This is a genomic window from Bradyrhizobium sp., assembly GCF_049586575.1.
Taxonomy (GTDB): Bacteria; Pseudomonadota; Alphaproteobacteria; order Rhizobiales; family Xanthobacteraceae; genus Bradyrhizobium.
The window spans coordinates 1-8,202 of the sequence record NZ_JBAVCF010000781.1; the positions used below are offsets into that span (position 1 = coordinate 1).

Sequence of the window (8,202 nt, forward strand, 5' to 3'; positions counted from 1 at the left end):
CCTGCTTTGGCGAGAACCGCCATGCGCGCACCTGCCAGCGCCTGCGCGACGGACGCGCGCCCGCCGAAGGCCTTGCCTTCTCGGCGACGGCGGACGGGCTGTCGTCCCGAATTCGCAGTCCGCAAGGGGCTCCCCAAGATTGGGAGCGAACTGCGAATTCGATCGGGACGACAGCAGGCTTAGAGCTTGCGTGTGGCGATTCTTTCGGAAATTCCCCGGACGATGCCTGCCGCGACAGCGTGGGGAATTTCCGAAACGCCACACGCATGGTCGGAACGCTGCGGTTGTGGCACGTCAGCGCCGGGGGCATCCCGGCGCTCCTGCTTGGCCCGCTTGCCGTGGATAGCACCGCCCGCAATCTCGGGGTCGGGACCGCGCTGATGGACCACGCGCTCGCGGTGGCGAAAGCGCGTGGCCATCGGGCGGTGATTTTGCTCGGCGACGCGCCCTACTATGCTCGCTTCGGCTTCTCGCTGCAGAAGACCGCTACGCTGTCGCTGCCGGGCCCGTTCGAGCGCGAACGCCTGCTCGGCTTGGAGCTGCAGGCGGGTGCGCTCAGCGGCGCCTTTGGGATGATCGTCCCGACTGGGACGCTGGAGGCAAAGGCCAAGCTCGTCAGACGGGCGCCACGCGCCCGCGCGGCGTAGCGGACAAGTCCCATGCGCAAGAACCGGCCAACCGCTCGCGCGACGGCGCGCCCTCGTCTTCACAGCATCGTCACCACGATGCTCTTGATCGCGCTGAGCTTGCTGATCGTTCGGGATATTTTGGTGCGGCGATGGGGTTCCCCGCCGCCCGCCCCTGACGTGACACGGCGCTTGCCGTAAGCTAGTGGTCCGCTTCAAACACTCAAAAGCCTGAAAACCCGAGGCCTCGATATGTCCCGCCGTCTCATTTCCACCGGCTCGCCATTTGAAAAGGCCGCCGGCTATAGCCGCGCCGTTATCGACGGAGATTTCGCCTTCGTTGCGGGCACGACCGGCTACGACTATGCCACCATGACCATGCCGGCAGACGTCACAAGCCAGGCACGAAACTGCTTCAAGACCATCGAAGCCGCCTTGCAGGAGGCCGGCTTCGCAATGGCCGATATCGTCCGCGCGACCTATTACCTCACCGACATCAAGGACGCCGACGCCCATTTCGCAGTCTGCGGCGAAGTCCTCGGCGATATCAGACCGGCCGCCACCATGCTGGTGGTCGCCGGCCTCTTCAAGCCCGAGATGAAGGTCGAGATCGAAGTCACCGCCAAGCGGCGCAGCCCGTAAATGCGGCGCACCGCTTGAAGCCCAGCTTTATCCATCAGCACCTTTCCGGAGAGACCCATTCCATGAGCCCCGCCTCGCAAATCCACGCGAAAATTTCCGGCCCCATCGTCATGATCGGCTTCGGCTCGATCGGCAAAGGCACCCTGCCCCTGATCGAACGGCATTTCGACTACGACAAGTCGCGCTTTGTCATTATCGATCCGCATGAGGATGGCGAACTTGCCAGGAAACACGGCGTGCGCTTCATCAAAGAGGGCGTGACCCGCGACAATTACCGCGAATTGCTGGTGCCGCTACTCACCGCCGGCGGCGGCCAGGGCTTTTGCGTGAATCTTTCGGTCGACACTTCCTCGGTCGATATCATGACGCTGTGCCGCGAGATCGGCGCGCTCTATGTCGACACCGTGGTCGAGCCGTGGCTCGGCTTCTACTTCGACAAGAATATCGGCACCGAAAAGCGCTCGAACTACGCGCTGCGCGAGACCCTGCTCGCCGCCAAGCACAACAGCCCGGGGGGACCGACCGCCGTCTCCACCTGTGGCGCTAATCCGGGCATGGTGTCCTGGTTCGTCAAGCAGGCCCTGCTCGATATCGCGCGCGACACCAACACCCCCTTCAACGAGCCGAAAAGCCGCGAGGGCTGGGGCCAGCTTGCCCACAAGCTCGGCGTCAAAGGGATCCATATCGCCGAACGCGACACGCAGCGCTCCAAGAGGCCGAAGCCGATGAACGTGTTCGTCAATACGTGGTCGGTTGAGGGGTTTGTCTCCGAGGGCATGCAGCCGGCCGAACTCGGCTGGGGCACGCATGAGAAGTGGATGCCGGAGAACGGCCGAACCCATCCCGACGGCTGCGGGGCTGCGATCTATCTGCAGCAGCCCGGCGCCAATACCCGCGTGCGCTCCTGGTGCCCGACGCCGGGCGCGCAATATGGCTTCCTCGTCACCCACAACGAGTCGATCTCGATCGCCGATTATTTCACGGTGCGCGACGGCCAGAAGGTGATCTATCGTCCGACCTGCCACTACGCCTACCATCCCGCCAACGACGCCGTGCTCTCGCTGCACGAGATGTTCGGCGCGACGGGACGGATGCAGCCGAAATGGCAAATCCTCGACGAGAACGAAATCGAGGACGGGATCGACGAACTCGGCGTATTGATCTATGGCCACGGCAAGAACGCCTACTGGTATGGATCGCAGCTTTCGATCGAGGAGACGCGGGCGATCGCGCCCTACCAGAACGCAACCGGCATGCAGGTGTCCTCCGCCGTGCTCGCCGGCATGGTGTGGGCGCTGGAAAACCCGAGCGCCGGCATTGTCGAGGCCGACGAGATGGATTTCCGGCGTTGCCTGGAAATCCAGCGTCCTTATCTCGGCCCGGTGAAGGGTTTTTATACCGACTGGACGCCGCTCACAGATCGGCCCGGCCTGTTCCCGGAAGACATCGACACGTCCGATCCTTGGCAGTTCAGGAATGTCCTGGTGCGGTGACTCCGGGAGGGGTCATCCCGAGATGCGCGCGCGCAGACCCGGGATCGACAATTTGGTGCCAAGCAAAATCTCTCTCTAGAGGCATTAAGGAGGTTACGATGAAAACTTGGTACCAATACGTGTGATTCGTCACTCAACTCTAATAGTTCGAGAAAATGAAAATAAGGAATCTTGGACGAGCGATCGGGTCATTCTTTCGTGCTCTCTCGAGAGCGAGTGCAAGAGGATAAAGTTCTCGGAGCGGATTTATTTCGTCGTTCCTAACGTTGAGCTCACGTTGGTGTCTCTCGGAATGGAAAATATCTAAACGATGAGGCTTTCGATTGGTGATGCCAGAGAGATATTCAAGTCGATTGAGTCCGCATGTGAGACGCAGGGGATAGGGGAGATCAGAGTGGGTGAATTGTCTTGGAAAACTGATGCGCGCCTTCACGGAGAAGAGGCAGATCGAGTGGTGATTCAGTTCGATGGGCCGTTAGGATTTTCACGCGAGGTATTGACGCGAAAGGATGTTACCGCTGCGGTCGCACAGTTCGAGGCAAAAATTGGTCTTAGGTAGTGGGGCAAAAGATCGATCTGTAGCTAAGGGGAGATATCCAATGGTTGATGTGCAAGTCCGTGGCCCCGGAGGACTCGCTTTCAGCGACAAGGCCGCTCCTTGGTCTCATGAAATTTCTAATCAACGAGGGGATTTTGGATGGCGGCAAGCTCAAGTCGTTCCTAGCCCCGATGCTTGTCGAGGATGGTTTCCCGGCGGCGACCAAGGCGATGCTGGATCCAAATCTGGAAATTGCTGCTCCATCAGCTCGACGATTCCAACCGTATGAACGCCACTCACCGATCGGCCGGGACTGTTTCCCGAAGACATCGATACGAGCGATCCCTGGCAGTTCCGGAACGTGCGCGTGCGGTGAGCGGGTAGCGGCGCCCTACTTCCGCTCCATCGGCGGCGCGATCTTTTCAGGCGGCGCGGGCGGAAGGGCGGCTTTCGCGCCTTCCTTCTGCGCCTGCGCGTCGGGGCGCGCGGGTTCTGGCGCCGGCGTGGTCGGGCGAGTCCCGCCGGGCTTTGCTTCCGCAGGCTTGTCATTCGTCGTAGCGGAAGGTGAACCTTGCAGAGGCGGCGTTGCCTGCGCGAGGTGGGCGTTGGTTCGCGTCGTTGTCACCACCGAGAAGCCGCAAAGCACCAGCCCCGCCGCCAGCATCGTCGATGCGAAAACGAGATCCGCCCGGAGCTTTCTGTCGTTCGACAACATCGCTTTCACCCACGAATGATTCACAGGCGTTAACGGACGCTGGACGGCATCGTTCCCGGGAACTTGGTGGAGTGGATTTGACATTGGCGACCCCGTAGCCGGGAATGCGTAAAACCTATATTTGCCAGCAGTTCTTAAAGTGCCTGCCGCACCGGGATGCAAATGTTAGAATAGGACCACTCGGCAGGCTTAAAGCGTTAGCAGGCCCGCTTCGCCGTCTTGCGCCGCAAAGGCCAGCAGCGTGCCTTTGGCGTTCCACGAGAGTGCTGCAATCGCGGCGCCGCCATTGCGGTGGACCAGGATTTCCGCGCCATCGGTCATGCGCACCATCAGCACGGTGCCATCTTCATAACCTGCGGCAAAAATAGCTTGATCGGGATGACAGGCCACGGAAGTGACGCGCGTCTTCAGCGGTGCCAGCATCGCCGGCTCCTTGCCCATCGGACCGTCCTTGCTCGCGAACGGCCACAGGATAACGGCGTCTGCGCCCGAAGTTGCCAGCGCCTTGCCACCGGCGCTCCACGATATCGAGCGGACGCGGCCGGGATAGCCGGTCATACGCATGTGCCTGTTGTCGGCGAGCCGCCAACCGTGCAGCGCCGGCTCATGCATGGCGGTCACCAGAAACTTGTTGTCGGGGCTGAAGGTCACCGCCAGGTGCGAACCCGTCCATGGCAGGAATTCCGGGGTGGCCGCCATGTTTGGAAACCACAGCGTCACGCCGTTGTAATGAGCGACCGCCAACCGCAGGCCCTTGGGTGCGAAAGCGAGGCCGCCGACCGTCGAAGGCACGTCCAGCGACTTCTCCTGATCCTTGCCGCTGCGGATGAAGGCGGTCTTGCCGGCGGACCAGGCCACCGCGCCGTCGGGATGAAGCGCCACATTGTCGATCCACCGCCGCTTCGGATCGGTCGCGAGCACGGTCACCTCGCCTTTGGCGTTGAGGCTTGCGATCTTGCCGTCGTCGCCGCCGGTGACGATGCGCTTGCCGTCGGAGGTGACGCAAAGGATGCCGCCGCCATGCACCGGGACGGCTGCCGGTTCTCCCTCGCCCGCGACCACAAAGATATTTTCCTCAGAACCGACAAAGGTGGCCTGATCGCCAAGGAAATGCACGGCGCTCAGAGGCGCGCCAATCGAAATGGCGCGCACCTTGTCGGTCACGGAAACAATGGAGGCGGATTCGCCCGGATCGAACTCGGTCATCACGTGACGATGCAGCTCTCGAAGCCTTCGCGGATCGCCTCTTCGGGCAATTCGCGGCCGATGAAGATGAGGCGGCTCTGGCGGGGTTCGCCGTCTTTCCACGGCCGCTGGTGGTCGCCCTCCAGCATCATGTGCACGCCCTGGAAGACGTAGCGGTCTTCGTCGTCGCTGAAAGCAAGAATACCCTTCGAGCGCAGGATTTTCTGACCCTCGCTCGCCACCAGGTTTTGCAGCCATGGCATGAATTTTGAGGGGTCGAGCGGCTTGTCGGTGCGCAGCGAAAGCGATTGCATGTCCTCGTCGTGATAGTGCTTCAGGCCGTGTCCATGGTCATGGTCGTGGTGGTGATGATCGTGATCGTGATGATGGTGGTCGTGGTGATCGTCCCCGGCTTCCAGGAAGTCGGGCTCGATTTCCAGAATGCGATCGAGATCGAACGCACCGCGTTCCAGAACGTCCGATAGCGCGACCTTGCAGCGCTCGGTGCGATGCAGTTTGGCATAGGGGTTGATACCCCTGATCCGGGCCTCGACTTCGGCGAGTTCAGGCTTTGAAACGAGGTCGGTTTTGTTGAGCACGATGACGTCGGCAAACGCGATCTGGTTCTTCGCTTCGGGCGCGTCCTTCAAACGATCGCTCAGCCATTTCGCATCGGCGACCGTCACCACCGCATCGAGACGCGCATTCTTCTGCACGTCCTCATCGACGAAAAAGGTCTGCGCGACCGGCGCGGGATCGGCCAGCCCCGTGGTCTCGACAATGATGGCGTCGAACTTTCCCTTGCGCTTCATCAATCCGTCGAGAATGCGCACGAGGTCGCCGCGCACCGTGCAGCAGACGCAGCCGTTGTTCATCTCGAAGACTTCTTCGTCGGCGCCGATGATCAGGTCGTTGTCGATGCCGATTTCACCGAATTCGTTGACGATGACGGCGTATTTCTTGCCGTGATTTTCCGAGAGGATGCGGTTCAGCAGCGTGGTCTTGCCGGCGCCGAGATAGCCCGTCAGCACGGTCACGGGGATCTTTTGGGACGTCAGTTCGGACATGGTTACTCCGGAAAAGGCGGTCGTTGGAGCGCCGGCCTGAGGGCCATTTTGCCCTAGTTGGCCAGCGCGCTCGTCAGCGTTGTTATATTGTGCCTGACCATGTCAATGTAAGTGGGGGCATCGCCCTTTTCATCGCTCAGGCTATCGGAATAGAGCGTTCCGCCGATCCTGGCGCCGGTCTCGGCCGAAATCCGGCGCATCAGGCGGGGGTCGCTGATCCGCTCCAGGAAGACGGCCGGGATGTGCTCGGCTTTCACCTGCGCGATGATTTTCGCGATATCGCGCGCGCTCGCCTCGGCTTCGGTGGAGACGCCGATCGGGGCGATGAACTCGATGCCATAGCGGGCTGCGAAATAGCCGAAAGCATCGTGGGTCGATATCATCTTGCGGCGGCTTGGCGGAATCCGGTCCACGGCTTGCCGCACCTCGCCGTCGAGCGCCTCGAGTTTGGCCAGATAGCTCTGCGCATTTTGGCGAAAGGCCTCGGCGTCCGGCGGATCGGCGGCGGCAAGCGCGTCACGGATATTAAGGACGTACTTTTCTGCGTCGGCGACCGACTGCCAGGCATGCGGATCGGCGTCCGAGCCGAGCTTGAGCGGCGCAATGCCCGATGTAGCCGTGACGATCGAGGCCTTGCCGCCTGCGGCCTCAAGCAGCCGCGGCAACCAGCCCTCGAGACCAAAGCCGTTAACGACAAGCAGTTTCGCGTCAGCTATTTTCCGGACATCCGCCGGCGTCGGGGTGTAGACGTGCACGTCGCCGTCGGGACCGACCAGCGTCGTCACCTCGACGCGATTGCCGCCGACATTCTTCACGAAATCGCCGAGGATGGAAAAGCTCGCCACCAGCTTGAGCGGCGCCTGCGCATGCAGCGGGCTCGCACAAAGCAACAGCGCCGATGCCAACAGAAGACCACGCCAGCGTCGCATCGCCTGCCTCACGCTTCGAGATGAGGTGCGGGAAACAGTTGCCGGATTACGCCGCGGACATTGCCGAACAGGATCGAAAGGACATAGAGCGCGGCCGCGACCAGGATGATTGCCGGGCCGGAGGGAATGCGAGTCTGGAACGACAGCACCAGCCCGGCATAGCCCGAAAGAATCGCGCTTGCGACCGCAATCGTGATCATGCCGGTCAGCTCACGCGACCAGAACCGCGCGATTCCTGCCGGCAGGATCATCAAGCCGACCGCCAGCAGCGTACCGAGCGCCTGAAAGCCGTTGACGAGGTTGACGACCACCAACGCAAGAAATGTCAGATGCGCAAGCGCACCGGCGCGGCTGACGGTCCGCAGGAACAGCGGATCGACGCTTTCGATCACCAGCGGACGGTAGATCACCGCCAGCACGATCACCGTCAGGGTGGCGTTGAAGGCCACCACCAGCAACGTCTGGTCATCCATCGCCAGGATGTTGCCGAACAACACGTGCAGCAGATCGATATTGGTGCCCTTGACGGAAACGATGGTCACGCCGAGCGCCAGCGACGCCAGATAAAAGGTCGCCAGCGACGCGTCTTCCTTCAGATCAGTGGTGCGCGACACCACGCCCGCCAGCAGCGCCACCGCGAAGCCTGCAATCAGGCCGCCGGCCGTCATCGCAAACAGATTGAGGCCCGAGAGCAGAAAGCCGACCGCCGCCCCCGGCAGGATGGCATGCGCCATCGCGTCGCCGACAAGGCTCATCCGCCGCAGCATCAGGAACACCCCGATCGGCGCGCCGCCAAGCGACAGCGCCACGACGGCCGCAAGTGCCCGGCGCATGAATTCGAATTCGAGAAAGGGCGCGATCAGCGCGTCGTAGATCATAGCCTAGTGCCCACTTTCCGAAGTTCGTGCTCCATCGCAGCACCCACCTTCACGAACTTCGGAAAGTCATGGGCACTAGCAAACTTATTGATTCTAGTACCGCTTTGTCGATCTGAAGTCCCTGATCGA

Annotated in this window: 8 protein-coding genes and 1 pseudogene; 4 read left to right on the forward strand and 5 right to left on the reverse strand. The window is 61.6% G+C overall.

Annotated elements, in window-relative coordinates:
* From WB528_RS27960 to WB528_RS27975, 4 genes and pseudogenes are all read left to right on the forward strand, one after another.
* Positions 1-98 (forward strand): annotated as a pseudogene (locus tag WB528_RS27960) (GNAT family N-acetyltransferase); the annotation flags it as partial.
* 12 nt (positions 99-110) lie between these two features.
* Positions 111-647, forward strand: a complete 537-nt coding sequence (locus WB528_RS27965) for a GNAT family N-acetyltransferase (protein ID WP_423892629.1) — start codon at positions 111-113, stop codon at positions 645-647.
* 231 nt (positions 648-878) lie between these two features.
* On the forward strand, positions 879-1,268 hold the full coding sequence (locus WB528_RS27970; RefSeq protein ID WP_423892614.1) for a RidA family protein: 390 nt from the start codon (positions 879-881) through the stop codon (positions 1,266-1,268).
* Between the two features lie 62 nt (positions 1,269-1,330).
* Positions 1,331-2,761 (forward strand): homospermidine synthase, encoded by a 1,431-nt coding sequence (locus tag WB528_RS27975; protein ID WP_423892616.1) that lies wholly within the window; start codon positions 1,331-1,333, stop codon positions 2,759-2,761.
* 929 nt (positions 2,762-3,690) lie between these two features.
* Here the strand turns inward: WB528_RS27975 and WB528_RS27980 are convergent.
* The 5 genes from WB528_RS27980 to WB528_RS28000 all read right to left on the reverse strand — a co-directional run bounded on the left by WB528_RS27980 (position 3,691) and on the right by WB528_RS28000 (position 8,073).
* A complete protein-coding gene (locus WB528_RS27980) occupies positions 3,691-4,014 on the reverse strand; it encodes a hypothetical protein (RefSeq protein ID WP_423892618.1) in 324 nt (107 codons plus the stop codon).
* A 189-nt stretch (positions 4,015-4,203) separates the two neighbouring features.
* Positions 4,204-5,220, reverse strand: coding sequence for a WD40 repeat domain-containing protein (locus tag WB528_RS27985; protein ID WP_423892621.1), 1,017 nt, complete (start codon positions 5,218-5,220; stop codon positions 4,204-4,206).
* Positions 5,220-6,266, reverse strand: a complete 1,047-nt coding sequence (locus WB528_RS27990; RefSeq protein ID WP_423892623.1) for a CobW family GTP-binding protein — start codon at positions 6,264-6,266, stop codon at positions 5,220-5,222. Before WB528_RS27990 ends, WB528_RS27985 begins: the two co-directional genes overlap by 1 nt.
* Before the next feature lie 53 nt (positions 6,267-6,319).
* On the reverse strand, positions 6,320-7,195 hold the full coding sequence (locus WB528_RS27995) for a metal ABC transporter substrate-binding protein (RefSeq protein ID WP_423892625.1): 876 nt from the start codon (positions 7,193-7,195) through the stop codon (positions 6,320-6,322).
* Positions 7,196-7,203: 8 nt separating this feature from the next.
* The gene (locus tag WB528_RS28000) at positions 7,204-8,073 is read right to left on the reverse strand and encodes a metal ABC transporter permease (protein WP_423892627.1); all 870 of its coding nucleotides are present in this window, start codon (positions 8,071-8,073) and stop codon (positions 7,204-7,206) included.
* Positions 8,074-8,202 lie beyond the last annotated feature (129 nt).